A 25560-nucleotide genomic window follows, 5' to 3' on the forward strand; every position below is an offset into this window, starting at 1 on the left:
TGCTTATCTCGATGTACCTGCGTTATGTATCACTCGCCCGCCGCCTCTAATCCCGCAAATTCCTCCATGCCGATGTTGGCATCATGATCGCAATTTTCATTATCGCAATTTTCGCGCCGCCTGTCAGCAAAGCTTCCGAGAAGCTGCGTCCGCGTGATTCGATTCAACGACTTCAATGGCTCAAACCGGCATCCAGTCGATTGAGGCGCGATATTCATGGCTACTACTTTTCCAATAAAAAAACGACCGCCCTTGAGGCAGCCGTTCGGGTTATTTCGCGCCTTACGGCGTTTCCAGGGTGATGCGTCCCAGATTTCCTGCACGCAGCTCTCTGAGGATAATGCCGGACGCTTTCTCCAAGTCCACGCGCCCGCCGCTTACGAGGCAACCCCGCTTGCGGCCGATATCTTCCATCACGCGAACAAGCTCGTCGTTGTCAGTTGCGTCACGCGGCGGTTCGGTTAGGCCGAAGCGCTCCGCCAGCGCATCCCAGTACCGGACAACCAATTCTTTAATCGCGAAGAAAGCGACCTCTTCGACGTTCAGTACCTGCTCGCGGATCGCGCCGGTCATCGCCAGCTTGAAGCCGACGAGCTGATCCTCGAACTTCGGCCACAGAATGCCGGGCGTATCGAGCAGTTCCATCTCCGTGCCGATCTTGATCCATTGCTGGCCTTTCGTAACGCCGGGACGATCTCCGGTTGCCGCGATGTTTCGGCCTGCAAGGCGATTGATCAGCGTCGATTTGCCGACGTTCGGAATGCCGACGATCAGGCCGCGCACGGGACGGGGCGTCATGCCTTTGGCGATTTGCCGCGCGATTTTCTCATGCAGCAATTCTTTCACTTTTACCGGGATTTCGTTCACATGGCTGCCGGTCGAAGCGTCGATCGCCAGGCTGGCATAGCCCAGCCCGGTAAAGTACGCCCGCCATTTCTCCGTCGTCCGCGCATCGGCCAAATCCGCTTTGTTCAGCAGAATCAGACGCGGCTTGCCTTGCAGGATCTCATCCACCATCGGGTTCCGGCTCGAAAGCGGTACGCGGGCATCCAGGAGCTCGATGGCAATGTCGATTAATTTGAGCTTTTCCTGAATTTCCCTTCTCGCCCTCGTCATGTGGCCGGGAAACCACTGAATCGTCATGCTGTCATTCTCCTCATCCTTGTTTCACGAAAGCCAGTTTGTTCATCGGCCAGAAGATGACATCCGCCCGTCCGACGATTTCTTTGTCATCGACAAAACCGATAATCCGGCTGTCTTTGCTGTTGCGGCGGTTGTCCCCGAACGCAAGCACATGGCCCGCAGGGACGACGTCCGTATCGAAATTCGAGTTCGGGAAGTTCCGTTCCTCGCCGCCGTTATTGTTGAAGATTTCGCCGTTCGCTTTGGCAGCCGCAATGGATTCCTTCAGATAAGGTTCGTCCACCAGCTTGCCGTTGACGTAAAGATTGTCGTCCTCGTATTTGATCTTGTCGCCGGGCACGCCGATTACGCGCTTGATGAAATCGCGGCCTTCCTCAGGCACATGGAAGACGATGACTTCTCCGCGCTTCGGCTTGCGAATCTCGAAGATCGCTTTGTCGACGATCAATCGCTCGCCGGTATAAAAGTTCGGCTCCATCGATGGCCCGTCCACGATAAACGGCGCGAACAGGAAGTAACGGATCACCAGAACGAGTATCGCCGCGATCGCAAGCGCTTTGACCCATTCGAACACTTCTTTCTGCGCGCGTCCCTTAGCGGGCGGCTTGTTTGGCGTATCAGGGGTATCCGTGCCGTCGACGGGCGCTTGATGCTCCTCGGGCTTTACTTCTTCCTGCTCCAATTGTTGCTCGTCATTGCGGTGCTGTTGATCCACGATTCCACCTCTTCTAAGCAGGAATAATTTATTTCACCGACGCGATCGATAATCGGCTATGTAAGAGATAAACGTATTTTCGGCCAGGCAAGTTTCACTCCGCATGCATAAAAGCCGATTACGCCGAAATTGCTTTTTTATATGTAAAAAAGCGAAAAGGGACTTGTTTGCGCAAGTCCCCCTCTTGACGTACATTAGCGAATTTCTTTGATTCTCGCAGCTTTACCGCGAAGATTGCGAAGGTAGTACAGTTTCGCGCGACGGACTTTACCGCGGCGTGCAACTTCGATCTTCTCAATTTTCGGCGAGTTCACTGGGAACGTTCTTTCAACGCCAACGCCGTACGAAATTTTACGCACTGTAAAAGTAGCGCTGATGCCGCCGCCGCGACGTTTGATCACGACGCCTTCGAACAGCTGGATACGCTCGCGCGATCCCTCGATAACTTTTACGTGTACCTTAAGCGTGTCGCCCGGGCGAAAGCTTGGAAGGTCAGTACGAAGATTTTCTTGCGCAATGGTTTGCAAAAGATTCATTTGATTCAACTCCTTCCACCATAGACGTTCTTATAAGCTACCGGAATCACGTTAGAATCCGGATAATCGCTATATAGCGGACCGTCCGAGTTAACAAAGCAACTCTGCTATTCTAACATAATCCAGCCCAGAATACAACAACGGGAATCAGCATTGCCCGGTTGCTTTCGGAAGGCTTACAAAGATTCCTCTTCGCTGCGGGCGCGGATTTGTTCAGCCAGCCATAAACGTTCTTTCTTCGTCAATTCGGCGCTGTCCAACAGCTCGGGGCGGCGCTCCAGCGTCCGCAGGATCGATTGTTGGCGCCTCCAAATTTCCACGTTGGCATGGTGGCCGGACATGAGCACGTCGGGCACTTCCCAGCCGCGGAATACGGGCGGGCGCGTATAATGCGGATGCTCCAGCAAACCGGTGCTGAAAGAATCCGTGACGGCCGACGTTTCGTTGCCCAGCACGCCCGGCAGCAAGCGAACGATGCTGTCGATCATCACCATCGCAGGCAGCTCGCCCCCCGTAAGAACGTAATCGCCCAGCGAGATCTCGTCGGTCACGAGATGCTGGCGAATCCGTTCGTCATACCCCTCGTAATGCCCGCATACAAAGACCAAATGCTCCTGCGCCGACAGTTCCTCGGCCTTCTTCTGCGTATAAGGCTCCCCCTGCGGGCAAAGCAGGATTACGCGGGGTTTCTTCCCGTTCTCCGGCATGAGATCCTCCACCGCGGCAAACAAGGGCTCGGGCTTGAGCACCATGCCTCCGCCTCCGCCGTAAGGATAGTCGTCTACCGTATTATGTTTATTATTCGCATAATCCCGGAAGTTAACCGCGTTCAAAGCGACGATGCCTTTATCGCGGGCTTTGCCCAGAATGCTGGCGCCGAATACGCCTTGGAACATTTCGGGGAACAGCGTCAATACATCGATGCGCATGAGCTAGATCAGCCCTTCCATCAGATGAACCTTAACCGTTTTGTTCGGAATGTCCACATCGAGGACGACTTCGTCGATGACGGGGATGAGCACCTGTTTGCCTTTAGCCGGCTGGACGACCCACACGTCGTTGGCGCCAGGCACAAGGATCTCCGTGATGACGCCAAGCTCTGCGCCCTCGTCCGTCACGACTTTGCAGCCGATGATCTGGTGGTGGTAATATTCGCCTTCCTCCAGCTCGACAAGGTCTTCCTTGGACACCTTCAGCGACCAACCTTTGTATTTCTCGACGTCGTTGATGTTGTCGTACCCTTTAAGCTTCAAGAAAAACATGCCCTTCTGTTCTCGCGCGCTCACTATTTCCACGTCCAGCTGCTGGCCGCTCTCCTCGTTGATGAGCCTCAGCACCGAATTCGGCGCGAACCGCTCCTCGGGAAAATCGGTCTGCGATATGACCTTCACTTCGCCGCGAATGCCATGTGTATTGACGAGCTTGCCGACGGATAACCATTGTTGATCCATGCCCTGTCCCTGCCTTTTTTCGTATTTGCCATCGAAAAAGAGCTAGGATATTCATCCTAGCCCTGTCTCGATGTACGATCGCTACGAAATAATATCGACCATGACGCGCTTCTGCGATTTGACGGCTGCCGATGCGACGACCGTTCTCAGCGCTTTGGCGATCCGTCCCTGCTTGCCGATCACCTTGCCGACATCGTCGGGGTTGACCGACAGCAGGTAGACGGTGCCGCGATCGTCTTCTTTCACGTCGACGCGTACATCCTCCGGGTTATCCACTAAAGCCTTCGCTATGACAAGAATCAATTCTTTCATCACAATAGGCCCCCCGCACAGAGTAGGTTATTTTTGAAGTTTCAGCTCGTGAAGCTTCGTCATTACGCCTGCTTTGGAGAGCAGGTTGCGGACCGTGTCGGAAGCTTGCGCTCCGTTTTGAAGCCATTTAAGAGCTTTTTCTTCATCGATGTTAACTTGAGCCGGTTGAGCAACCGGGTTATAAGTACCGATTTCTTCAATGAAGCGGCCGTCGCGCGGGGAACGGGAATCGGAAACTACCACACGGTAGAAAGGCGCTTTATGCGCACCGATACGTTTCAAACGAATACGTACTGCCATGAGAATTCACCTCCTTCAATAAATATCGAGCCTGCTCTTGTCCAGGCAAGCCTTCCAAGCGGCAATGGCTTAGAACGGGAATTTCATGCCCTTCGGCAGCATGCCTTTGAGACCTTTCATGCCGCCCTTCGGTCCTTTCGGACCCATCATGGACGAGAACTGCTTCATCATTTTCTTCATATCGTCGAATTGCTTGATTAGCCGGTTGACCTCCGCGACGGAAGTCCCGCTGCCGATCGCAATGCGCTTGCGCCTGCTGTGATTGAGAATTTCGGGCTTGCGCTTCTCTTCTTTCGTCATCGATTTGACGATCGCTTCGACGCGTCCGATTTGTTTCTCGTCCACTTTGAGGTTCTTCATGTCCTTCATCTTGCCCATGCCCGGCATCATGTCGAGCAATTGATCCAGCGGACCGAGCTTGCGAACCTGCTCCATCTGCTCGAGGAAATCCTCGAACGTGAATTCGGCCGTCCGCATCTTGCGTTCCATCTCGGCGGCTTTCTCGGCGTCGATGCTGGACTGCGCCTTCTCGATCAGCGAGAGCATGTCGCCCATGCCGAGGATCCGTGACGCCATCCGCTCCGGATGGAACGGCTCGAGCGGCTCGATCTTCTCGCCCGTTGCGGCGAATTTGATCGGGCAGCCCGTAACGGCTTTGACCGACAGCGCCGCGCCGCCGCGGGTATCGCCGTCGAGCTTCGTCAGCACGACGCCCGTGAGCTCCAGCTGGCTGTGGAAGCTTTGCGCCACGTTCACCGCTTCTTGTCCCGTCATCGCGTCGACGACGAGCAGCACTTCGTCGGGCTTCGTCGCTTCGTGAATATCGCGCAGCTCCGTCATGAGCGCTTCGTCGATGTGCAGCCGGCCGGCCGTATCGATGATGACGTAGTCATGTCCGTTATCCTTGGCAAGCTGAAGTCCCTGGCGGGCAATGTCGACCGGCGAGGTTTGATCGCCGAGCGTAAATACCGGCACGCCGATTTGCTCTCCAAGCACTTGAAGCTGTTTGATCGCGGCCGGCCGGTAGATATCGCCGGCGATCATGAGCGGTTTATGCTTGTCCTTGAGCAGCAATTTGGCGAGCTTCGCGGAGGAGGTCGTTTTACCTGCCCCTTGCAAACCGGCCATCAAGATGACCGTCGGCGGTTTGTTCGACTTGGCGAGCTTGGTGTTCGTGCCGCCCATCAGCTCCGTCAATTCTTTGTTTACGATATCGACGACGACCATGCCGGGCGTGAAGCTCTTCGTCAATTCAAGCCCGATCGCCCGCTCCTTCACCTTCGCGATGAAATCCTTGACGACCTTGAAGTTAACGTCGGCTTCGAGCAGCGCCAAGCGCACTTCGCGCATCGCCTCGTTAACATCGTCCTCCGTCACTTTACCCTTGCCGCGCAATTTGCCGAAAACGTTCTGCAGCCTGCTGGACAACCCTTCAAATGCCATGATCGTCACCTCCTAAAAGTTTTGTATGCGGAGCCTTGCCGGGTATACGGCAAGATAAACAAAACTACTTCGTAAGCATAACCTTTGTTTTGTATGCGTAGCCTTGCCCGTTATCGGCAAGATAAACAAAACTACTTCGTAAGCATAACCGAAGTTATGTATGCGTAACCCATCTTGGGATCGGGCCCGACTTAGGTGCCCACCAATCCTTCACCGCGCAAGCCATGCGCGATTGCTTGGAGTTCCGCGCGGATATCGCCGTGATCCGCAAGCCGCTCCGCCAATTCGTCCAACCGGTTCAACCAACGTTCGGCCGACTCGTGCTTGGCAAGGAGGTTCAGCTTGCTTTCGCAGTTCTCGAGCACCGCTTCCGCGCGCTTGACATGCTCGTAGACCGCTTGCCTGCTAATATCGAATTCGGCGGCGATTTCGCCGAGCGAGTAATCGTCATGAAAATAATATTTAAGAAACGTCTGTTGCTTCTCCGTCAGCAATTGCGCGTAGAAATCGAACAGCATATTTATCCGGGTCGTCTTCGCCAAGGCGTCGGTTTCATGGACCGTCATGCTATCCGCTCCTTTACGTCAAGGCAATTACCTTTACACCAATTCCACGACGATTATCATAGCGCAGAGGCCTATGACCTGTCAAGTAGTTTTGCTTGTCACCCTTTATTGACCCGATTCCTTCTCGTCTTCCACGGATTGAAGCAAGCCGCCGAACAGCGCATGGACGAATTGTTCCGAATCGAATTCCTGCAGATCCTCCATTTTCTCGCCAAACCCGACCAGCTTCACCGGCAGATCGAGCTCGTTGCGGATCGCGATCACGATGCCGCCCTTGGCCGTTCCGTCCAGCTTCGTGAGCACAAGACCCGTCACGCCGCTCTTCTCCCCGAACAGCTTCGCTTGGCTCAGCGCGTTCTGGCCCGTCGCCGCATCGAGAACGAGCAGCACTTCATGAGGCGCGCTCGGAACCTCGCGCTGGATGACGCGGAAGATTTTGTTCAGTTCTTCCATGAGGTTGTGCTTGTTCTGCAGCCGTCCGGCCGTGTCGCAGAGGAGCACGTCGACGTTCCGCTGCTTCGCCGCATGGACGGCGTCGTACATGACCGCCGCCGGATCCGCGCCGGATTCCTGCTTGATGACGTCCACGCCGACGCGTTTGCCCCACACTTCCAGCTGCTCGATGGCGCCGGCGCGGAACGTATCCCCGGCCGCAAGCAGGACGGATTTGCCTTCGCGCTTGAATTTATGCGCAAGCTTGCCGATCGTCGTCGTTTTGCCGACGCCGTTGACGCCCACGAACAGGATGACCGTCATCCCCTGCTCCGCCATGCGCAGCTCGGTTTTGGCGTTTCCTTTCAGCAGCTCCACCAGTCGCTCGGACAAGATCGGCTGGAGCTCGGCGGCTTCTTCGATCTTGCGCTTCTTCACTTCCGCCCGCAGGTCGTCGATCAGCTGCATGACCGTATTGACGCCTACGTCGGCGCCGATCAAGATCTCTTCCAGCTCTTCATAGAACGCCTCGTCGATCTTCTTGCGGCGCGAGATCAGATCCTCGATCTTTCCGACGAACGCGGTGCGCGTCTTGGTCAAGCCTTCCTTGAATATGGACGTGACCGCCTCGGTCTTCTGGGCGATGCTTTCTTTCAACCGTTTAAAGAAACTCATGATTGGACCTCCATCCCTTTACTCGCAAAAACCGAGCCCGGCTGCGAGGGCCAGGCTCCGGCTTCTTGTATACGTCGATTGCGGTTATTTCGATGCAACATTTATGCGGATACCGCTTCTTCATCCTCCAGGCGGACGGAGACGAGCTTGGACACGCCGCCTTCTTCCATCGTAACCCCATAGAGCACGTCGGCTTCTTCCATGGTCCCTTTGCGATGGGTGACGACGATGAATTGCGTAAGCTCCGAGAATTCCCGCAAATATTGGGCAAACCGGGCCACGTTCGCTTCGTCGAGCGCCGCTTCCACTTCGTCCAATACGCAGAAAGGAACCGGCTTGACCTGCAAAATCGCGAATAGCAGCGCGATCGCCGTCAGCGCGCGTTCGCCGCCCGAGAGCAGCTGCAGGTTCTGCAGCTTCTTGCCCGGAGGCTGCGCGACGATGTCGATGCCGCTGTCGAGCACGCGGTCCGGCTCCACCATGATCAGATCCGCGCGGCCGCCGCCGAACAGCTTGGAGAACACGACCACGAAATGGCCGCGAATCGCTTCGAACGTGGTCCGGAACCTGCGGCTCATCTCGTCGTCCATCTCGCGAATGACCTGATAGAGCGTCGTCTTGGCCTCGATCAAATCGTTCTTCTGGTCATTCAGGAACGTATACCGCTCCTTGACGCGCTCGTACTCGTCGATCGCGCCCAGATTGACTTCGCCGAGACTCGAGATGCGGCGTTTCAAGTCGCGGACTTCGTTCTGGAGCGCGAGGACGTCTTCCGGAACGGGATATCGCTCCTTCGCCAGCTCGTAGCTCAGCTCGTATTCCTCGCTCAGCTTGCGAAGCAGGTTATCCAGCTCGACGTCGAGCCGGTTGACCGCGATCTCGATCTGGCGGAGCTGTTCTTCCACGCTGCGCAGCTGCGCCCGCTGTTCCTTCGTCTCGCTCTCGCCTTGCTCCAGCTCGCGAATGAGCTCCGCGCGCGCCGCACGCTTCAGGTCCGTCTGCTCGGAGCAGCCGTCCTTCTTGAGCTTCAAAGCATTTAGCTGCTCGATCTGCTTCGCGCTCTCTTCGCCGTGAATTCGCGTATCTTCGTCCTGGCGCTGATGCATGTCGCGTATGCCCGCCAGCTCCTGCTTAGCCCGTCCGATATCGGAGCGAACCCGCGCTGCTTGGTCCTCGAACGACATCTTCTCTTGGTCGGTCTTCGCGAGCGCGATCTTCAAATCCGTCAGTTGATCCTGAAGCTGCTCTTTGGCGGATTCTCCGGCCTTGCGTCGTTCCTCCGCCGCGCGGATCGCTTCCTGCAGCCGAGCCTCTTCCGTCGTCAGCACGGCAAGCCGTTCTTCCGCTTCCTTGGCGGAACTGCTGATCTGCCGCTGCTCCGACTTATGACCTGCGCTGTCCGCCTGGAACAGCTGCGCCTGATCGTCCAGATGCCGTTTCTCGTTATCGAGCGACTGCAGTTCGGCACGCAAATGCTGTTCGTCGATGCGCAGCTTTTCCCCGAGCTCTCGCAGCTCGTCGACCTTCTGGTTGCGGATCGACTGTTCTTTGCGAAGATCGCTGATCTTGTCGCGCAGCTTCGAGAGCTGGATATCCGCGGACTTGATCTCTTCGTCCAGCTGTTCGATTTGGCGCTGGCGGCCGAGCAGGTTCGCGCCTTTCTTCTGGATGCTTCCCCCGGTCATCGAGCCCCCGGCATTGACTACGTCGCCTTCCAGCGTGACGACCCGGAAGCGATACTGGATCCTGGACGCGATCCGGTTCGCCTGCTCCAGCGTTTCGGAGATCAGGACGTTGCCGAGCAGGTTCTCCACGATATGCGCATACTTCGCGTCGCAGGAAACGAGCTCTGAGGCGATACCGACAAAGCCTTCCATGCCGGCGATCGTTCTGCGGTCATGCTCGGGTATGTTCCGGCCGCGGATGACATCGAGCGGCAGAAACGTCGCGCGTCCCAATTGACGCGACTTCAGGTAAGCGATCGCCGCCCGGGCGCTGCGTTCATCGTTCATGACGACATGCTGCAGCGCCCCGCCGAGCGCGGTTTCGATGGCAAGTTCGACTTTCTCCGGCACCCGGACAAGCTCCGCGACCGCGCCGTGCACGCCCTCTACGCCGCCCGTCGTTCGGCGCGAGGCTTTGAGAATCTCGCGGACGCCGTGCATGAAGCCGTCGAGATCGTCCTGCATTTCCTTCATCGTATCGCGCCGGGACGTGAGCGCCTCGAGCTTTTGTTCCCATTTCCGAATCGCGGATTGCGCTTCCTCCAGCAGCTTCTGGCCGCTTTGCAGGCCTTCGGATTCGCCGATATACCGGTTGCGCATGTTGTTGATCTCCGCGAGCGTCTTCTCCAGCTTCTGCTGCAGCTCCGTTCTTCGCGCCGTAAGCCGCTCGTGCTGCTCCTGCCACTTGGCATGCTCGTCGCCGAGCCGCTCCATCCGTCGCTGAAGCGCTTCTTCCTGCTGCAAGGCGTAACGAATCTCGTTGCGCAGCTGCGCCATCGTGCTCAGCACGTCCAGCAGCTCGCCCTTCAGCGATTCTTCCGCGTCGCCGGAGGCGGAAGCGTTCGTGCCAAGCAGCCGCGATTCTTCCTCCGATAGCTTCTTCCGCAGCGTTTCGAGCTCGTTATCGAGCAGCGCGGCTTTGCTGCGAAACTCCGCTTCTTCCTTGGTGAGCGCCCCGATCCGCTCGTTTTGCGCGGTCAACGACGCATCCAGCTGCGCCCGGTTCTGATCCAGGTTGCGCTTGCGCTCCTTGAGCACTTCCCCGTAGCCTTCGCATTTCTCGTATTCTTCACTATATTGCAGCATCGCTTCGTGAAGCCGGTCCAGCGCTTCCTCCAATTCACGAAGTTTCAGGCGGTCCTTCTCCAACGTCGCGTCGTGCTTGCTTACGACCGTGGACAGCGACAGCTGCTCTTCCTGCAGCTTGGCCATGCGGGCGTTCGATTCCGTCCAAGACGTGTGGACCGTCTCGATATTATGTACGTACATGGAGATTTCCGCGGTTTTCAATTGGTCGCGCAGCTGTTTGTATTGAATCGCTTTCTCCGATTGGACCCGGAGCGGCTCCACCTGATCCTCGAGCTCCGTCACCAAATCGTGGATGCGCAGCAGGTTGGACTCCGTGTCCTCGAGCTTCTTCTGCGCCTCGCGCTTGCGCGACTTGTATTTGACGATTCCCGAAGCCTCTTCGAATATCCCGCGGCGGTCCTCGGAACGCGTGCTTAAAATCTCCTCTATTCGGCCTTGTCCGATGATGGAATACGCTTCTTTGCCGATCCCCGTATCCATGAACAATTCCGTTATATCCTTCAGTCTGCAAGACTGTTTATTGATCAAATATTCGCTGTCCCCGCTGCGGTGCACGCGGCGGGTCACGGTCACTTCGTTGTAATCCAGCGGCAGCGCGCCGTCCGCGTTATCCAGCGTCAAAGAAACCTCGCCGAAATTGACCGCCTTGCGCGCGTCGCTTCCCGCGAAGATGATATCTTCCATTTTGCCGCCGCGAAGGCTCTTCGCGCTCTGCTCGCCCAATACCCAGCGGATGCTGTCGCTGATGTTGCTTTTGCCGCTGCCGTTCGGGCCGACGACCGCCGTAATGCCACGGACGAATTCCAGTTCCGTCTTGTCGGCAAACGATTTAAATCCAGCTAACTCAATCCTTTTCAGGAACATCGCTTACCTTCACCTCAACGACTATTGTACCATAATTGCTAAAAAAGCACAGGTCGAAAAACGTCGAAAGCCAATGCGGAAGCGCATGCGATCCTTCAACCAGTCACCCATAACTGGAATAATAACCCACTCCCGATTCGTATCCAAAAAATGAAAAAATCCCGGTACCAGGGGTGCCAGAATTTTAGCCATGCTGCATATGCCGTTACTTCGACAGCTTCCGCCACGCTTCCGCCGCCGCCTGCTGTTCCGCTTCTTTCTTGGTCCGGCCGCTGCCTGAGCCGTAGGATGTCTCTCCGATGTACACTTCCACGATGAACTCGCGGTCATGCGCGGGCCCGCGCTCTTCGACGATCCGGTACTCGATCGGCCCCATGCCTGCCTGCTGCGCTTTCTCCTGCAGCGTCGACTTGAAATCCTTGCCGACCATCACGCCGTCGTTATCGATATGCGGGAACATGTGCGACGCCAGGAACGTTCTGACGACTTCCAAACCTTGATCCAAATAAATCGCCCCGACAAAAGCTTCGAACAAATCAGCGAGCAGGGCCGGACGCAGCCGGCCCCCAAGCTGTTCTTCTCCGCGGCCGAGCAGAATATGCTTGCCGAGTTCCAACATTTCCGCAAACCGCGCAAGCGAAGCTTCGCAAACGATCGAAGCCCGCATCCGGGTCAGCTGTCCTTCCGGACGCTCCGGAAAGGTCCGGTACAAAAATTCGGATACCGTCAATTGCAGGATGGCATCGCCGAGAAATTCAAGCCGTTCATTGTGCTCCGTACCGCTTTGACGATGCTCGTTGACGTATGAAGTATGCGTGAACGCCTGTCTGAGCAGCTTATTCGCACGAAAACGGAGCTGCAGACGCTGCTGCAGCTCATCAAACTGATCATGCTTCATATTTCTTCATCACGATCGTCGCGTTATGCCCGCCGAAGCCGAACGAGTTCGACAACGCGTATTGCACGTCCGCGTTGCGCGGCACGTTCGGGACATAATCGAGATCGCATTCGGGATCTTGATTATCCAGGTTGATCGTCGGCGGAATGATGCCGTTCTGCAGCGTCAATCCGAGAATAACCGCTTCAACGCCGCCTGCCGCGCCGAGCAGATGGCCCGTCATCGATTTCGTGGAGCTGACCGCCAGCTTGTACGCATGATCGCCGAACGTTTTCTTGATCGCGGTCGTCTCCGACTTGTCTCCGATCGACGTCGACGTGCCGTGCGCGTTGATATAATCGATTTGAGCCGGTTCCAATCCGCCGTCCCGAAGCGCCTTCGCCATGCAGCGAGCCGCGCCGTCCGGATCCGGTTCCGTCATGTGGTGCGCGTCGCCGCTCATGCCGTAGCCGATCACTTCCGCATATATATGCGCGCCGCGCTTTTGCGCGTGCTCCAACGATTCCAGCACCAGCACGCCCGAGCCTTCGCCCATGACGAAGCCGTCGCGGTCCACGTCGAACGGACGGGACGCTTTTGCCGGCTCTTCGTTGCGCGTAGACATCGCGCGCATGGAACAGAAACCCGCCAAGCCCGTCGGCCTGATCGTCGCTTCCGCGCCGCCGCAGATCATCAGATCGGCGTCGCCGCGCTGAATCAGCTTGAACGAATCCCCGATGGAATGCGTTCCCGTGGCGCAAGCCGTGACCGCTGTACTGTTCGGACCTTTCGCGCCGGTGGCCATCGATACTTGTCCGGACGCCATGTTCGCGATCATCATCGGAATGAAGAACGGGCTGACGCGCTTCGGACCTTTCTCCAGCAAGATGTTATGCTGGTCTTCCCACGTGCCCAAACCGCCAATGCCGGAGCCGATCATCACGCCTACGCGCTCGGCATCCACTTCGGCACCGATGTTGATGCCTGCATCCTTGACGGCGAGCTGGCTGGCCACAACCGCGAACTGCACGAAGCGGTCCATGCGGCGCGCTTCTTTCTTGTCGATGCCATACTCTTCCGGATTGAAGTTCTTTATTTCAGCCGCAATGCGGGTCGGATATTCGGAAACATCAAATGCTTCAATTAAGGAAACGCCGGATTTGCCTTCCAATAAATTACCCCAGAACGTCTCCAATTCGGAACCGAGCGAAGTCATAACCCCCATGCCCGTAACGACTACTCTCTGCTTCATCTCTATTCACCTCAAATGGGAACTCAAATCCTTGCTTTATCTATAAGAACGCTAATGCGCTTACAGCCGCTGCCGGGGCAGCGCCGTATCGCTCTATAGATGGAGAGAAGTCCCGCTATTGCAACGGGACTTGTCACTTTTTATTACTTCGCCAGAGAAGCTATGTAATTTACGACTTCTCCTACACTCGTAATTTTCTCTGCATCTTCATCAGAGATTTCCATATCGAATTCATCTTCCAGTTCCATGACCAATTCAACGACATCAAGAGAGTCCGCTCCAAGATCTTCTTTAAACGAAGCTTCTAGCGTCACTTCCGACTCGTCAACGCCAAGGCGGTCGACAACGATGCGCTTTACACGATCATATACATCGGACATCCGGTTCACCTCCTCCATGGTATTATACGAGAATTACGGACAAAATGCCATACGTCAAACGGTTTGCCCGACTGACGGGACATGTGTGAAATGGCTACATGTACATGCCGCCGTCGACATGAATCGTTTGGCCCGTCATGTAACCTGCTGCGCCGGAAGCCAGGAAACGAACCGCGGACGCGATGTCCCGCGGATCCCCGAGACGGGCCAGCGGAATGTCGCCCGCCAGCTTCTCGCGCATCTCCTGCGGCAGCTTGTCCGTCATGTCCGTCTGGATAAAGCCGGGCGCGACGCAATTGACCGTAATGCCGCGCGAGGCCAGCTCGCGGGCGGACGCTTTCGTCAAACCGATGACGCCTGCTTTGGCCGCGACATAGTTAGCCTGCCCCGGATTGCCAAGCACGCCCACGACGGACGAGATGTTGACGATGCGGCCCGAACGCTGCTTCATCATCTGGCGGGTGACGGCTTTGATGCCGTTGAACACGCCCTTCAAGTTCGTTTCGATGACTTGGTCGAACTCTTCTTCCTTCATGCGCATGATTAGATTGTCACGCGTGATGCCTGCGTTATTCACCAAAATATCAATGACGCCGAACGTATCGATGACTTGCTTGACCATGCCGTCGAACTCGTCGGCTTTCCCGACGTTGGCTTTCAGCACGAGGGAGCGGCGTCCGAGCGCTTGAACGGCCTCGGCCGTCTCGGCCGCGGCCGCTTCGCTGCCGCTGTAGTTGATGGCGACATCCGCCCCCGCCTCGGCCAGCTCCAATGCGATCGCGCGGCCGATGCCGCGGGATGCGCCGGTTACCAGCGCTACTTTGCCTGTTAGATCTGCGAACATACTTATCTCCTTCCCCCTAAATCCCCCTTCCCAGGAAGGGGGACCCCAAGGACTCCGTCCTCTGGACACCTGAATGGTATAACGTTGGCGCTGCTGAGAAGCGCGCTTGGGTTGCTGCGTGCCGGGCCTCGTTTTCGTCCCTCGCGGGACACACTTTACGATCGGCGCTCGCGAGTTACCGGCTGTCCCTTGCGGGACCCTGGTAACGTGGCGCGAGGCAGAGGCGCGTTTGGCGATTGCTGGTGCTTGGCCTCGCTTCCGTCCCTTCCGGGACACGCTTTACGGCGGTTGCAAGCCGGCGCCTTCGGCTGGCTTGCCTGGAGCGGCAGGTGCTCGCCGCTTGTTAGAGCAAGCCGGCGCCTTTGGCTGGCTTGCCTGGAGCGGCAGGTGTTCGCCGCTGAAGTTGGTTTATGGATGCCTGGGGCATCCACTTCTTACAGATTAATACCCTGTTCAAGTACCTTTTAATAACTTTTAAAGCGCGGCCGCTTTCAGCGCTTCCACGCTGTTGATCGGGACGATGTTGACCGATTTGTCGATTTTCTTGATAAGGCCGGCCAGAACCGTGCCCGATCCGATCTCGACGAACGTGTCGACGCCTTGTTCGATCAGATAACGTACGCTGTCTTCCCACAACACTGGCGAGTATACCTGTTCTGCGAGCAATTTGCGAATTTCGCCGCTGTCCGTGACCGGCTGGGCCGTTACGTTGGCGATCACCGGAACGGTCGCGTCCTGCATCTCGACGCCGGCCAAGACGTCTTTCAGGCGATCGGCCGCCGGCTTCATGAGCGAGGAATGGAACGGACCGCTGACCTCGAGCGGAATCACCCGTTTCGCGCCGGCTTCTTTGCCGCGTTCCACGATGGCTTGGACGCCCGCCGACGTGCCGGAGACGACGATTTGGCCCGGACAGTTGACGTTCGCGAGCTCGACGGCGCCGGCTTCGGCGGAAGCCGAGGCGCAGAGCGACGCCAATGCTTCGCGTTCCGCGCCCAATACCGCCGCCATCGCGCCTTGGCCGCTCGGGACGGCTTGTTCCATGAATTCGCCGCGGGCGCGAACCGTACGCACGGCATCCGCGAAGGAAAGCGTTCCGGCGGCGACGAGCGCGCTGTACTCGCCGAGCGAGTGTCCGGCCACGAAGTCCGGCTTCAGGCCGCTCGTCTTCAGCGCTTCAAGAAACGCGACGCTGACGGCAAGCAGCGCAGGCTGCGTGTTGACCGTTTGCTTCAGAAGCTCTTCCGGTCCTTGAAAAATAATGTCGCTCAATCTAAAACCGAGCGCTTCGTCCGCGGCGTCGATGATGGCGCGCGAAGAAGGGAACGCTTCGTAAATATCTCGGCCCATGCCAACCGCCTGCGCGCCTTGGCCGGGGAAAACGAATGCGGTTTTGCCCATTTGAATCTGCACCTCCGACACGATTACTATAGCTTGAAATTAGAAAGGAAGGATGATTACCATACCAAGACGGAAGCGCCCCAAGTCAAGCCGCCGCCGAAACCGACCAATACGATGCAATCCCCTTCGTTCACGCGGTCCTGCTCCACGGCTTCGGCCAGGGCGATCGGAATGGACGCCGCCGACACGTTGCCGTACTTGTCCAGGTTGATCATGCATTTCTCCTGCGGCAGATCCAAGCGGTTCATCGCGGATTGAATGATCCGAATATTCGCTTGATGCGGAATGAGCAAATCGACGTCCTTCTTGTCCATGCCCGCCTTGCGCAGCGCTTCTTCCGCGGCGTTGCCCATGATGCGCACGGCGAACTTGTACACTTCATTGCCGGCCATGTAGATGAAATGATCCTTGCCGCCGATGGTGTCCGGCGAGGACGGTTTCCGCGAGCCGCCTCCCTGAATGCGGAGCAACTCGCCTCCCGAACCGTCGGCCCCGAGCTCGAAGGAGCGGAAGCCGCGGCCTTCGGGCACTTGGCCGAGCACGACGGCGCCGGCGCCGTCCCCGAAGAGAATGCACGTGTTGCGGTCGGTGTAATCCGTAATCCGGGAGAGGCACTCCGCTCCCACTACGAGCACATGCTTGTACATGCCTGTCGCGATCATATTGGATGCCGTCGCGAGCCCGTAGATGAAGCCCGAGCAGGCCGCCGACAAATCGAACGCCGCCGCGCGCTTCGCGCCGAGCTTATCCTGCAGCAGGCAAGCCGTCGACGGAAAAAACATATCCGGCGTAATCGTGGCGACGACGATTAAATCGAGGTCCTCCGCCGCCAATCCTGCCGCGGCCAACGCTTTCAGCGACGCCTCATAGGCCAAATCGGAGGTCGCCTGCTCCGGGGCGGCGATCCGGCGTTCCCGCATGCCGGTCCGGGTCACGATCCACTCGTCGTTCGTTTCCACCATTTGCTCGAGGTCTTTGTTCGTCAATATCCGTTCCGGCACGTATTTGCCGGAGCCGATTATACCTACGGGATGTAGCTTCATGCTCATGCGCCCACTCACTTCCTGCTAATTTCCGCTGCGATCGAAGAGACCAAATTGCTCTCGATGGCCAATTTGGCTTGCCGCACCGTGCTTTTGATGGCTTTTACGTCGGAGGAACCGTGGCATTTGAACACAAGCCCTTTAATGCCCAGCAGCGGAGCGCCGCCATGCTCGTTGTAATCCATTTTCTTGCGGAGCAGCCGAAGCTTCGGCATGACGACCGCCGCGGCCAGTTTGGAAAGCAGCGAGCTCGTGAATACGTCGCGGATCGTTTTGAACAGCGTACCCGCCGTTCCTTCCATCGCCTTCAGCATGATGTTGCCCGCGAAGCCGTCGCACACGAGCACGTCGCAATTGCGCAGCAAGACGTCCCGCGCCTCCACGTTGCCGATGAAATGGATCGGCGCCGTCTCCAGCAGATCGTAAGCCGCTTTCGTCAGCTCGTTTCCTTTCATCGCTTCCGTGCCTACGTTAAGCAGACCGACGCGCGGATTGTTCTGGCCGTTCATCCGGGTCCGGTAAATGCTCCCCATGATGGCGTACTGCAGCAAATGCTCCGGCTTCGCATCCATGTTCGCGCCCAGGTCGAGGGCAAGCACCCCTACGTCGTCCATGGTCGGCAGCATCGACACGAGCGCCGGGCGCTCGATGCCTTCCAGACGTCCGACGACCAGCAATCCCGTCGTCATCAGCGCGCCGGTATTGCCTGCCGACAGCATGGCCTCCGCTTGACCGTCGCGAACCAATTGGCCCGCCATGACCATCGACGATCCTTTCTTGCGGCGAACCGCCTTCACCGGCTCGTCGTCCGGACCGATAACGTCGTCCGCGTGGACGATCTCGATGTTCGGCGGAATTTTCGCGCCCAAATGCGTCTTGATTTGCTCCGTGTCCCCGACGAGGACGATCGTGACGTCGGGCATATCGATCGCTGCTTCATATGCGCCTTTTACGATGAGCGAAGGAGCATGGTCGCCCCCCATCGCATCAATTGCGATCCGCACCCTCCATACCTCCTTCGATGACCGACTCGCCAGCGGAACGATAAATGACAAAGCTGCCTTGAAACACCATTTCATCGCTTACATAAGAAAACACTTCGACCTTCGCCTTGCTGCGCCCGCCGGAGATTGACCTTACATACGCTTTGGCAATGCATTTCTCGCCCAGCTTCACCTGCCGGACGAAGCGAATGTCCGCCGTGGCCGTCAAGGCGATTTCATCGTTGATCACCGCTACCGCGAGCGAGTTCGCCTGCGCGAACACATGATGGCCGCGGGCGATGCCGGTTCTGGAAAATACATGTTCTTCTTTGATTTCAAAAATGGAAATGCCGCTGTGATCCAGCTGCATATCCACGATATCGCCGATAATCTCGTGCAGCGGCAATGAACGGACCGGATCGTACGAACGCTCGGCCATCAATTTCATGCGTTCCCGCAGTTCGGGAATGCCAAGCTCCAGCCTGTCGAGCCGCACCGTCTGGATGCTGACTTTCAGCTGACGCGTCAGCTCTTGATCCGTAATGAACGGATTATCTTCAATCAGCGAGGTTAGAAGCTGATGACGTTCTCGTTTGGGAAGCCGTTCGATGGTCCGCACCACCTTTGCCTAGTGTTCTAAGTATATGCGCCGGCAGCCATTCATACGCGGCAATTCCCGCCGGCTGCTTCCCGGAATGCCAGCCGCCTTAAAATCAGCTATTATAACCAGGTACTAACAGTATATAGAAGAACACCGCCCGGCGCAATGTCAGGTGCCCGTTCCGGCATAAAAATAGCACTTCATCCAGGGATGAAGTGCTATTCGCGCCATTCAAGAAAGAGCATTTCATCCGCGATGAAGTGCTATAAGTTCATGCAAACTATTGTTTGATGATCTCTCTCGATTTGTAAGTTCCGCAAACCTTGCATACGCGGTGAGCCAATTTCAATTCTCCGCATTGATCGCACTTCACCATGCCCGGCACCGCCAGTTTGAAATGCGTGCGGCGTTTGTCACGACGCGTCTTGGATGTTCTACGTTGTGGTACTGCCATGTTTCCCACCTCCTTAACAGAATTGCTCGAAGGGCGCTTCGGCAGCGGCCCCTCTTATTGCTGCGAATCTTTAAACAAGTCTTTCAATGCGGCTAGCCTTGGATCGATCCGATCGTTCGAGCACCCGCAACTTTGCTCATTTAGGTTGGTTCCGCATGTGTGGCAAAGCCCCTTGCAGTCTTCGCTGCACAGCGGCACGAATGGCAGCGCAAGCATCAGCATTTCTTCCAGCATCGGCTCGAGCTCCAGCTTGTCCTCGTCGACCGCGATGATCTCTTCCGGCTCCGAACCGTCCATTGTCGAAGCAAGCTTGAACTGCTCATGAAACGGCAACACGACATGCTCGGTCGTCGGATCCAAGCAGCGGGAGCAGGCCAGTTCCACGTCGATGGACAGTTGACCCTCCACATGGGCAACGCCGTCTTCGCCCCAAGCCGTCATGTTCACGTCCATCGGACTCGCGTTCAGGACATCCTTGCGCACTTGCTTCAGCCAATCGGTATTCAAGCTGGACTTGAACGTCGTCGTCGCCGAACCTTTGGCCGCTACTTCTCGTACATGAATCTCCATGGTATCACTCCAAACAAACAAAGTTTATTATATCGATTATTGAATCGTTTTGTCAACATTTTCACGTCGTGATATAGTGAAAACGTAAGCATTGACGTACGGAGGTCTGCCCATGCGCACTGTAGGGATCATTGTCGAGTATAACCCGTTTCACAACGGACATCACTATCATTTGCAGGAATCGCTTAAAATAACGAACAGCGATGCCGTCGTCGCGGTGATGAGCGGGCATTTCCTGCAGCGCGGCGAGCCGGCGCTGCTGAATAAATGGACGCGCGCCGAGATGGCGCTGCGCGGCGGCTGCGACGTGGTCATCGAGCTGCCCGTGGCCTATTCCGCGCAGGCGGCGGAGTGGTTTGCTTACGGCGCCGCGGCCTTGCTCGAGGCGACCGGCGTCGTGGACGCCCTCTGCTTCGGCAGCGAGGCGGGCGATATCGCGCCGCTGCGCCGGGTGGCGCGGCTGCTCGCGCATGAGCCGGACGCGTTCGCGGCGCTCATGGCGGACGAGCTTCGGACGGGCGTCAGCTATCCGGCCGCCTATAGCGGCGCCGTCCGGCGCTTCATGGCCGATGCCGGCGATCCGGAGGCCGCGGCATTCCCGTTCGAGCAGCCCAACAACACGCTGGGGCTGCACTATCTGCTGGCGCTGGAACGGCTCGGCAGCGCGATCGAACCGTTCTCGCTGCGCCGCGAGAAAGCCGGATACGCGCAGACGAGCATCACCGACGCGCAGATCGCGAGCGCGACGGCCATTCGCAAGCTCGTGGCGGAATCGGCTTCCCCGGTCAGCGCCGCGCCTTTCGTCCCCGCTTCGACCTTGGAGCTGCTCATGCGGGACCACGCGCTGGGCCGCGGGCGCAACGGCTGGGAACAGTATGCGCCGCAGCTGTTCCACAAGCTGGTCACCGAGTCCGCGAACGCGCTCGGACGCTATCAAGAGATCAACGAAGGACTCGAGCACCGGATCAAGCGCATGCTGCCTGAACTGGAGAGCGCCCGTTTCGAGCCGTTGCTGGAACGCTTGAAAACCAAGCGCTACACGCGCACGAAGCTGCAGCGGGCCTTGCTTGCCATCCTGCTCGGGCACGACAAGGATATGTTATCGGCCGAACGCCTGCGAACGGGCGTTCGATACCTACGCGTCCTCGGCTACAGTCCCCGAGGCCGCGAATTGCTGAAGCGCATGCGAACGTCCGCCGCGCTTCCGATTGTGAACAGCGCAGCCGGAGTCGCGGAACACGATCCTTATCTGATGCTCGACGTCCAAGCTACATCGGCATATGCCCTTGGCTGGCCGAACGCGACGCCGCGGGATCTGTTCCGCGACTATTACGAGAAGCCGGTTACGATCGAATAGCGATCACCGAACAACCCTGGTCTATCCGCGAGCAGACAAGCGTAAACATGTAGTGGCCCCGGTTCATCCAGGCCCTACCTTGTACTTGGAGCGTGGTACGATGATTCGCACCCTTGCGCTTGCCTGTTTATCCATCCTGCTCGTCGCTTCTATCATCATGAAGCCCGACGAAGCCTTCCAGGCTTCGCTGCAAGGCTTGTCCGTATGGTGGAATATCGTGTTTCCCGGACTCCTTCCCTTCTTGACCCTGCTTGAGCTCATGCTGGCCTTCGGCGCCGTTCATGCGCTCGGCGCGCTGCTGCACCCGCTGATGGCAAAGCTGTTCCGCTTGCCGGGAGAAGCCGGCATCGCGCTGGCGCTTGGCTGGACAGGCGGGTTCCCCTGCGGAGCCGAAGCGGCAGCCGCCTTGCGCAAAAGCAGCGTCTTGACCGTCCCGCAAGGCAAGCGATTGCTTGCTTTATCGCATATGCCGAGCCCGATCTTCATGCTCCTCGTCGTCGGCTCCGGCTTCCTTCACCGTCCGGAGCTCGGCGCGGCCATCGCGATCGTCGTGTGGCTCGCAGCGCTCCTGCCGGCCTTGATCGCCGCCAGATTCGCCAATCGGGAACCGGTCGCCGCCACCGCCGGCACTTCGTCCGGATTAATGCGCCGAGCGGCCGCCGCGATGCGCGAAGCCCGGGCACGCGACGGCCGCACGTTCGGCAAGCTGCTGGGCGACGCCGTCACCGTCTCGGTCTATAAACTGATGGCCATCGGAGGCTTCATGATGTTCTGCGCCGTGCTCGTTCGGCTGGTCGGACCGCTAATCCCCGACAACGTCCCGCCCTTCGTGCTTCCCGGCTTGATCGAGAGCCATATCGGCGCGTATGCGGCAGCGGCCTCCGCATTCGCGGGCGGCGTGCCTTGGAAAGCCGCCGCGGTCTCCGCCGTGCTCAGCTGGGGCGGCTTGAGCGCCCTGCTGCAGGCAGGAACGGCGATCGCGGGCACGGGGCTCACCCTGCGTTCGCTCGCGGCTGCCCGCCTGCTCCAAAGCGCCGTCGCCTTTCTGCTCACGCTTCTGGCCTGGAAGCCGCTTACCGCGTTCATGAACGGCATCGCGCCCGCCGTCGCGACCTTCGCCGGACAGCGCGAAGAGACCGCCTACGGCCAACCCGCCGTCATTCGCGCCGGCGACCTGCACTCGCTATGGCCTTACGCGCCCGCCCTGCTGCTTGCGTTCGCCGGCGCGCTGCTGCTGCTGACCGTCGTCTCTGCGCTTACGGCCAAGCTGCGTCTATCCTGAACGTTCCTTATTCCGAGAACTTGGCGATCAGCGCCGCCTGCACCTCGGGCGGAACCAAATCCTGTACATTGCCATGAAACATGGCGATCTCCTTCACGATGCTGGAGCTTAAATACGAATATTTCGGATTCGTCATCATGAATATCGTTTCGATATCGTCGTCCAATTGATGATTGGTCGATGCCATCTGAATCTCGTATTCGAAGTCCGTAACGGAGCGGATGCCCCTCACGATCACGTGCGCCTCCCGCGATTTCATGAAATGCACGAGCAAATCCCTGAAGCTGTCGATCGTCACGTTCGGCAGATCCTTCGTCACATCGGCAAGCAGCTCTTTGCGCTCCTCCACGCTGAACAACGGTTTTTTGCTCGTGTTGTTCAGTACCGCCACGATCAAATGATCGAACTGCTTCGCCGCGCGGCGGATAATGTCCAGATGGCCGCAGGTTACGGGATCGAAGCTGCCGGGATACACGGCTACGCGCCGACCCGTCAGTCCCAATGGGGATGTGGATGATGATGCCATATTCAGTCCTCCGTTATGTCTTGCTCGTTCTCCGCTTCGTAGCGGTAAATCGTGACGGCCGTATCGCCGTAATGCGTATGTTTAATCTGCCTATAACCCGAAATCGACTCCGGATACCGGTGCTCCGCGTCATGCTCGACCACGATCGTTGCCGCTTCCTCAAGCAGCCCGCGTTCCGCAAGCCCCGCCATGAGTTCGTCCATATCCTTCATCCGATAGGGCGGGTCCAGGAATACGAGCGCGAATCTCAGGTCTCGTTTCGCCAGCGCTTTGACTGCCCGCGCCGCATCCGTGCGATAGATCTCCGCGCGCTCGGACAAGCCTGCCGCCTGCACGTTTTGTTTGATCACTTCGATGCTGGCGCCTTCCAGATCGACGAATACGGCGCTGTCCGCGCCGCGGCTCAACGCCTCGATGCCGAGTCCGCCCGTTCCGGCGAACAGATCAAGCGCGAGTCCCCCATCGAAATAAGGACCGATCATGCTGAAAATCGCTTCTTTCACTTTATCGGTCGTCGGGCGCGTGTTTTTGCCCGGCACCGCTTTTAAAGACCGGCCCTTGGCCGTGCCTGCGATCACTCTCAATGTTTCAGTTGCCCCTTTCGCTTTCCCGATGCCCACGCCTTGAATATCGTAACACAATTATCCGGGCAATTTAAAGATGCGGCTGTGCTTAGGCGTCGAACCTCGCGGATCGTATCAACGAGCCCGCACAAAAAAGCGTTTCGCCCGGGGGCGAAACGCTTGTCTTCTATTATATTACGCGTAATGGCAGGCAGCCCAGTGGTTCGGCTCCACTTCGCGGAATGCCGGCACTTCCGCCGCGCATTTCTCCGTCGCGAACGGACAGCGCGTGCGGAAAGGACAGCCGCTCGGCGGATTGACCGGGCTAGGCAGATCCCCGGACAATACGATGCGTTCCTTGTTGTCCACGAGATCGGGATCCGGCACCGGAATCGCCGACATCAGCGCTTTGGTATACGGATGCTTCGGGTTGGAATAGAGCTCTTCGCTCTCGGCAAGCTCCACCATTTTACCCAAGTACATGACGGCCACGCGGTCGCTGATGTGCTTGACCATGGCCAGGTCATGCGCGATGAACAGGTACGTCAGGCCGAAATCGCGCTGCAAATCCTGAAGCAGGTTGACGACCTGCGCTTGAATGGAAACGTCGAGCGCGGAAATCGGCTCGTCGCAGACGATGAATTTCGGATTCACCGCAAGCGCGCGGGCAATCCCGATCCGCTGACGCTGTCCGCCGGAAAACTCATGCGGGTAGCGCGAAGCATGCTCCGACCGAAGGCCAACGCGGTCGAGCAGGCGCTCGACTTGCAGTCTGCGGTCTTTGCCGCCGCTCGCCAAACCGTGAATATCCAGGGGCTCGGCGATGATGTTCTCGACCGTCCAGCGCGGGTTCAGCGAAGCATAGGGATCCTGGAACACCATTTGCATTTCGCGGCGCAGCGCCTTTAGTTTCGAGCCTTTGGCTTTCATGATGTTTTCGCCTTGGAAGTTTACGGCTCCCGCAGTCGGTTCGTATAAGCGAAGAATCGTCCGACCCGCCGTGGATTTGCCGCAGCCGGATTCTCCGACCATCCCGAGCGTCTCGCCTTGACGGATGCCGAAGCTCAGATCGTTCACGGCTTTGAGCGTTTGATTGCCGCCTACCTGAAAATATTTTTTTAAGTGATCGACTTCGATCAACACGTCGCTGTTTTTGCTAATCATGCGCTAGCTCCCTCCTTGCTGGCGGGATCATGCAACCAACATCTCGCGGTTTGCGTCTCGCTGATCGTGTAATTCACCGGATCGTTGTCGACGCAGATACGCATCGCCTCGTCGCAGCGCGCGCAGAACGCGCAGCCTTTCGGCGGAGCGGACATATCCGGCGGCGTACCGAAGATCGGCACGAGCGGCTCGTCCTTCTTATGGTCGAGGCGCGGCAGGGAACGCAGCAAACCTCTCGTATACGGATGCTGCGGGTTTCTGAAGATTTCCTGTTTCGTGCCGGTCTCCACCACTTTGCCGGCGTACATGACGACGACGCGGTCGCACATCTCGGCGACGATGCCGAGGTCATGCGTGATCAGAATGATGGATGTTCCCGTTTTCTCCTGCAGTTCCTTCATAAGCTTCATGATTTGCGCTTGAATCGTCACGTCGAGCGCCGTCGTCGGCTCATCGGCGATCAGCAGCGCAGGATTGCAGGCCAGCGCGATCGCGATCATGACCCGTTGACGCATGCCGCCGGAAAATTGGTGCGGGTATTGACGCACCCGATCAGCGGCGTTCGGAATGCCGACCAGCGTCAATAATTCCGCCGCCCGCGCCGTCGCCTGCGATTTCGTCAGCTTCTGATGCTTGATCAGCACTTCGGAAATTTGGCGGCCGACGGTCAGGGTCGGATTCAAGGATGTCATCGGATCTTGGAAGATCATGCCGATCTCATGTCCGCGGATGGCTTCCATCTCTTTCTCGGACTTCGCCAGCAAATCCTGGCCCATGAATTCGATGGTGCCTTGCTTGTATTCGCCCGGAGGCGTAGGAATCAAACGAAGAATCGATTGCGCCGTAACGCTTTTGCCGCTCCCCGATTCACCGACGATCGCTACGGATTCGCCGCGTTTGACATCCAAATTAACGCCGCGCACGGCCTGTACTTCTCCACCGCGCACATGAAACGAGATATGCAAATCGGAAATGCGTAAGATCGGATCGTTCATAGAGCTCACTCCCAGCGC

The 25560-nt window shown here is 57.8% G+C and carries 28 protein-coding genes; 2 read left to right on the forward strand and 26 right to left on the reverse strand.

Going from position 1 to position 25560, the window contains the following annotated elements; translation table 11 throughout:
- Nucleotides 1–29: 29 nt before the first annotated feature.
- From GT019_RS31510 to GT019_RS01345, 22 genes are all read right to left on the reverse strand, one after another.
- Entirely contained in the window at nt 30–323 is a 294-nt protein-coding gene (locus GT019_RS31510; protein WP_201755237.1) for a hypothetical protein, read from the reverse strand.
- A complete protein-coding gene (ylqF, locus tag GT019_RS01245) occupies nt 283–1143 on the reverse strand; it encodes a ribosome biogenesis GTPase YlqF (RefSeq protein ID WP_161740390.1) in 861 nt (286 codons plus the stop codon). The genes GT019_RS31510 and ylqF overlap by 41 nt, the downstream gene beginning before the upstream one ends.
- A gap of 13 nt (nt 1144–1156) precedes the next feature.
- Nucleotides 1157–1825 carry a signal peptidase I gene (gene lepB / locus GT019_RS01250; protein ID WP_161741460.1) on the reverse strand — a complete coding sequence of 223 codons (669 nt, stop codon included), beginning with the start codon at nt 1823–1825 and terminating at the stop codon, nt 1157–1159.
- 227 nt (nt 1826–2052) lie between these two features.
- Complete coding sequence (gene rplS, locus GT019_RS01255) at nt 2053–2394, reverse strand: 50S ribosomal protein L19 (RefSeq protein ID WP_090637675.1); 342 nt, start codon at nt 2392–2394, stop codon at nt 2053–2055.
- Between the two features lie 176 nt (nt 2395–2570).
- The gene (gene trmD, locus GT019_RS01260) at nt 2571–3323 is read right to left on the reverse strand and encodes a tRNA (guanosine(37)-N1)-methyltransferase TrmD (RefSeq protein WP_161740391.1); all 753 of its coding nucleotides are present in this window, start codon (nt 3321–3323) and stop codon (nt 2571–2573) included.
- 3 nt (nt 3324–3326) lie between these two features.
- Nucleotides 3327–3845: a ribosome maturation factor RimM gene (gene rimM / locus GT019_RS01265; RefSeq protein ID WP_161740393.1), complete on the reverse strand. Its 519-nt coding sequence runs from the start codon at nt 3843–3845 to the stop codon at nt 3327–3329.
- A gap of 81 nt (nt 3846–3926) precedes the next feature.
- Nucleotides 3927–4157 (reverse strand): KH domain-containing protein, encoded by a 231-nt coding sequence (locus tag GT019_RS01270; protein ID WP_161740395.1) that lies wholly within the window; start codon nt 4155–4157, stop codon nt 3927–3929.
- 27 nt (nt 4158–4184) lie between these two features.
- Nucleotides 4185–4457 carry a 30S ribosomal protein S16 gene (rpsP, locus tag GT019_RS01275; protein WP_090637683.1) on the reverse strand — a complete coding sequence of 91 codons (273 nt, stop codon included), beginning with the start codon at nt 4455–4457 and terminating at the stop codon, nt 4185–4187.
- Nucleotides 4458–4526: 69 nt separating this feature from the next.
- On the reverse strand, nt 4527–5900 hold the full coding sequence (ffh, locus tag GT019_RS01280) for a signal recognition particle protein (RefSeq protein ID WP_161740398.1): 1374 nt from the start codon (nt 5898–5900) through the stop codon (nt 4527–4529).
- Nucleotides 5901–6091: 191 nt separating this feature from the next.
- Entirely contained in the window at nt 6092–6466 is a 375-nt protein-coding gene (locus GT019_RS01285) for a putative DNA-binding protein (RefSeq protein WP_161740400.1), read from the reverse strand.
- Between the two features lie 105 nt (nt 6467–6571).
- A complete protein-coding gene (gene ftsY / locus GT019_RS01290; RefSeq protein ID WP_161740401.1) occupies nt 6572–7573 on the reverse strand; it encodes a signal recognition particle-docking protein FtsY in 1002 nt (333 codons plus the stop codon).
- Nucleotides 7574–7674: 101 nt separating this feature from the next.
- Entirely contained in the window at nt 7675–11250 is a 3576-nt protein-coding gene (gene smc / locus GT019_RS01295; RefSeq protein ID WP_161740403.1) for a chromosome segregation protein SMC, read from the reverse strand.
- 205 nt (nt 11251–11455) lie between these two features.
- Nucleotides 11456–12148: a ribonuclease III gene (gene rnc / locus GT019_RS01300; protein ID WP_161740405.1), complete on the reverse strand. Its 693-nt coding sequence runs from the start codon at nt 12146–12148 to the stop codon at nt 11456–11458.
- Nucleotides 12138–13379 carry a beta-ketoacyl-ACP synthase II gene (fabF, locus tag GT019_RS01305; protein WP_161740407.1) on the reverse strand — a complete coding sequence of 414 codons (1242 nt, stop codon included), beginning with the start codon at nt 13377–13379 and terminating at the stop codon, nt 12138–12140. The genes rnc and fabF overlap by 11 nt, the downstream gene beginning before the upstream one ends.
- A 143-nt stretch (nt 13380–13522) precedes the next feature.
- Entirely contained in the window at nt 13523–13759 is a 237-nt protein-coding gene (gene acpP, locus GT019_RS01310; protein WP_161696667.1) for an acyl carrier protein, read from the reverse strand.
- A gap of 94 nt (nt 13760–13853) precedes the next feature.
- Nucleotides 13854–14603: a 3-oxoacyl-[acyl-carrier-protein] reductase gene (gene fabG / locus GT019_RS01315; RefSeq protein ID WP_161740409.1), complete on the reverse strand. Its 750-nt coding sequence runs from the start codon at nt 14601–14603 to the stop codon at nt 13854–13856.
- A gap of 474 nt (nt 14604–15077) precedes the next feature.
- Nucleotides 15078–16004 (reverse strand): ACP S-malonyltransferase, encoded by a 927-nt coding sequence (fabD, locus tag GT019_RS01320; RefSeq protein WP_161740411.1) that lies wholly within the window; start codon nt 16002–16004, stop codon nt 15078–15080.
- A 56-nt stretch (nt 16005–16060) separates the two neighbouring features.
- A complete protein-coding gene (locus GT019_RS01325; RefSeq protein ID WP_161741461.1) occupies nt 16061–17047 on the reverse strand; it encodes a beta-ketoacyl-ACP synthase III in 987 nt (328 codons plus the stop codon).
- Between the two features lie 14 nt (nt 17048–17061).
- The gene (plsX, locus tag GT019_RS01330) at nt 17062–18051 is read right to left on the reverse strand and encodes a phosphate acyltransferase PlsX (RefSeq protein WP_161740413.1); all 990 of its coding nucleotides are present in this window, start codon (nt 18049–18051) and stop codon (nt 17062–17064) included.
- Nucleotides 18035–18652 carry a transcription factor FapR gene (gene fapR, locus GT019_RS01335; protein ID WP_161740415.1) on the reverse strand — a complete coding sequence of 206 codons (618 nt, stop codon included), beginning with the start codon at nt 18650–18652 and terminating at the stop codon, nt 18035–18037. Before fapR ends, plsX begins: the two co-directional genes overlap by 17 nt.
- 259 nt (nt 18653–18911) lie before the next feature.
- Nucleotides 18912–19085: a 50S ribosomal protein L32 gene (gene rpmF, locus GT019_RS01340; RefSeq protein WP_090637702.1), complete on the reverse strand. Its 174-nt coding sequence runs from the start codon at nt 19083–19085 to the stop codon at nt 18912–18914.
- Nucleotides 19086–19139: 54 nt separating this feature from the next.
- Nucleotides 19140–19655: a YceD family protein gene (locus GT019_RS01345; protein ID WP_161740417.1), complete on the reverse strand. Its 516-nt coding sequence runs from the start codon at nt 19653–19655 to the stop codon at nt 19140–19142.
- 112 nt (nt 19656–19767) lie between these two features.
- Between GT019_RS01345 and GT019_RS01350 the strand changes: the two genes are divergently transcribed.
- Together GT019_RS01350 and GT019_RS01355 are read left to right on the forward strand one after the other, a co-directional pair.
- Nucleotides 19768–21012, forward strand: coding sequence for a nucleotidyltransferase (locus GT019_RS01350; protein ID WP_161740419.1), 1245 nt, complete (start codon nt 19768–19770; stop codon nt 21010–21012).
- A gap of 100 nt (nt 21013–21112) precedes the next feature.
- Nucleotides 21113–22294, forward strand: a complete 1182-nt coding sequence (locus tag GT019_RS01355; protein ID WP_161740421.1) for a nucleoside recognition domain-containing protein — start codon at nt 21113–21115, stop codon at nt 22292–22294.
- 7 nt (nt 22295–22301) lie between these two features.
- Here GT019_RS01355 and coaD read toward each other — a convergent pair whose 3' ends face one another.
- From coaD to GT019_RS01375, 4 genes are all read right to left on the reverse strand, one after another.
- Nucleotides 22302–22820, reverse strand: coding sequence for a pantetheine-phosphate adenylyltransferase (gene coaD, locus GT019_RS01360; protein WP_161740423.1), 519 nt, complete (start codon nt 22818–22820; stop codon nt 22302–22304).
- Nucleotides 22821–22822: 2 nt separating this feature from the next.
- Entirely contained in the window at nt 22823–23404 is a 582-nt protein-coding gene (gene rsmD, locus GT019_RS01365) for a 16S rRNA (guanine(966)-N(2))-methyltransferase RsmD (RefSeq protein WP_161740425.1), read from the reverse strand.
- 174 nt (nt 23405–23578) lie between these two features.
- Entirely contained in the window at nt 23579–24547 is a 969-nt protein-coding gene (locus GT019_RS01370) for an ABC transporter ATP-binding protein (protein ID WP_161740427.1), read from the reverse strand.
- A complete protein-coding gene (locus tag GT019_RS01375) occupies nt 24544–25542 on the reverse strand; it encodes an ABC transporter ATP-binding protein (RefSeq protein WP_161740429.1) in 999 nt (332 codons plus the stop codon). The genes GT019_RS01370 and GT019_RS01375 overlap by 4 nt, the downstream gene beginning before the upstream one ends.
- Nucleotides 25543–25560 lie beyond the last annotated feature (18 nt).

The sequence above is a fragment of the Paenibacillus glycinis genome, assembly GCF_009909185.1.
GTDB lineage: Bacteria > Bacillota > Bacilli > Paenibacillales > Paenibacillaceae > Paenibacillus_Z > Paenibacillus_Z glycinis.

Coding starts and splice junctions, on each gene's coding strand:
- GT019_RS01345 (WP_161740417.1), bottom strand. CDS start 19,655: ATGGAGATTCATGTACGAGAAGTAGCGGCCAAAGGTTCGGCGACGACG.
- GT019_RS01350 (WP_161740419.1), top strand. CDS start 19,768: ATGCGCACTGTAGGGATCATTGTCGAGTATAACCCGTTTCACAACGGA.
- coaD (WP_161740423.1), bottom strand. CDS start 22,820: ATGGCATCATCATCCACATCCCCATTGGGACTGACGGGTCGGCGCGTA.
- acpP (WP_161696667.1), bottom strand. CDS start 13,759: ATGTCCGATGTATATGATCGTGTAAAGCGCATCGTTGTCGACCGCCTT.
- rnc (WP_161740405.1), bottom strand. CDS start 12,148: ATGAAGCATGATCAGTTTGATGAGCTGCAGCAGCGTCTGCAGCTCCGT.
- rplS (WP_090637675.1), bottom strand. CDS start 2,394: ATGAATCTTTTGCAAACCATTGCGCAAGAAAATCTTCGTACTGACCTT.
- GT019_RS01325 (WP_161741461.1), bottom strand. CDS start 17,047: ATGAAGCTACATCCCGTAGGTATAATCGGCTCCGGCAAATACGTGCCG.
- ylqF (WP_161740390.1), bottom strand. CDS start 1,143: ATGACGATTCAGTGGTTTCCCGGCCACATGACGAGGGCGAGAAGGGAA.
- rimM (WP_161740393.1), bottom strand. CDS start 3,845: ATGGATCAACAATGGTTATCCGTCGGCAAGCTCGTCAATACACATGGC.
- GT019_RS01375 (WP_161740429.1), bottom strand. CDS start 25,542: ATGAACGATCCGATCTTACGCATTTCCGATTTGCATATCTCGTTTCAT.
- rpmF (WP_090637702.1), bottom strand. CDS start 19,085: ATGGCAGTACCACAACGTAGAACATCCAAGACGCGTCGTGACAAACGC.
- trmD (WP_161740391.1), bottom strand. CDS start 3,323: ATGCGCATCGATGTATTGACGCTGTTCCCCGAAATGTTCCAAGGCGTA.
- ftsY (WP_161740401.1), bottom strand. CDS start 7,573: ATGAGTTTCTTTAAACGGTTGAAAGAAAGCATCGCCCAGAAGACCGAG.
- GT019_RS01270 (WP_161740395.1), bottom strand. CDS start 4,157: ATGAAAGAATTGATTCTTGTCATAGCGAAGGCTTTAGTGGATAACCCG.
- fabG (WP_161740409.1), bottom strand. CDS start 14,603: ATGTTCGCAGATCTAACAGGCAAAGTAGCGCTGGTAACCGGCGCATCC.
- rpsP (WP_090637683.1), bottom strand. CDS start 4,457: ATGGCAGTACGTATTCGTTTGAAACGTATCGGTGCGCATAAAGCGCCT.
- GT019_RS01285 (WP_161740400.1), bottom strand. CDS start 6,466: ATGACGGTCCATGAAACCGACGCCTTGGCGAAGACGACCCGGATAAAT.
- GT019_RS01355 (WP_161740421.1), top strand. CDS start 21,113: ATGATTCGCACCCTTGCGCTTGCCTGTTTATCCATCCTGCTCGTCGCT.
- GT019_RS01370 (WP_161740427.1), bottom strand. CDS start 24,547: ATGATTAGCAAAAACAGCGACGTGTTGATCGAAGTCGATCACTTAAAA.
- ffh (WP_161740398.1), bottom strand. CDS start 5,900: ATGGCATTTGAAGGGTTGTCCAGCAGGCTGCAGAACGTTTTCGGCAAA.
- fabF (WP_161740407.1), bottom strand. CDS start 13,379: ATGAAGCAGAGAGTAGTCGTTACGGGCATGGGGGTTATGACTTCGCTC.
- fabD (WP_161740411.1), bottom strand. CDS start 16,004: ATGGGCAAAACCGCATTCGTTTTCCCCGGCCAAGGCGCGCAGGCGGTT.
- smc (WP_161740403.1), bottom strand. CDS start 11,250: ATGTTCCTGAAAAGGATTGAGTTAGCTGGATTTAAATCGTTTGCCGAC.